This is a genomic window from Priestia sp. BR_2 (assembly GCF_041954005.1).
Taxonomy (GTDB): Bacteria; Bacillota; Bacilli; order Paenibacillales; family Paenibacillaceae; genus Paenibacillus_AQ; species Paenibacillus_AQ lautus_A.
Map to the genome: position 1 here is coordinate 1 of NZ_JAVFHM010000297.1, position 640 is coordinate 640.

Below are 640 nucleotides of genomic sequence, written 5' to 3' on the forward strand. Positions count from 1 at the left end.
GGTTTTATGTAACTAGAAAAGAATAGTTAAACATATACTTTAACACCGATATGTATACGGATGCTAAGTATGGGCTTACTTTTTTATAATGGTCAAATATGTGTTCAAGGGATAATTTGCGCGTTGTTTATAGAAATAGGCATTACTTTTATACTCCTATTCGTGATATATGTAGCTTACGAAGCAATCTATAAAAAAGACCGTCCATAATTTCTAAAATTATGGACGGTCTTTGATTTGCTTATTGGTTAATCTTGACTAAACGTAAATCGCTCTTGATAGTTTCTTACACAATATCTCGATTCAATTCTTCATCTTTAACCACTTTAATTCTTTCTACTTTTCCTACAAGGAATATATACGAAAGTGCTCCTAGAAGAGCCAATGCCGCTATGAATACTAGCGCTGGAGCAAAGTTTCCTCCTTTAGCTAAGAAACCAATAACAATTGGAACGATGATAGAGGCTAACCCTCCGATAAAGTTAAAAACTCCGCCTGTCAAACCAACTAAGTGTTTAGCCTTCTCTTTATAACCATCTCCAGGCACACTAACCGGAGCACCAATTCGTATCCCGTCTCCTGCTGGAAAAAAAACCCAACGAACTAGAGATCAACACAACAACCATTTGTCTCTTCACCA

The 640-nt window shown here is 36.2% G+C and carries 1 pseudogene; it reads right to left on the reverse strand.

The features are described from left to right. Positions 1-286 precede the first annotated feature (286 nt). Positions 287-517 (reverse strand): annotated as a pseudogene (locus RB298_RS25580) (MFS transporter); the annotation flags it as partial. Positions 518-640 lie beyond the last annotated feature (123 nt).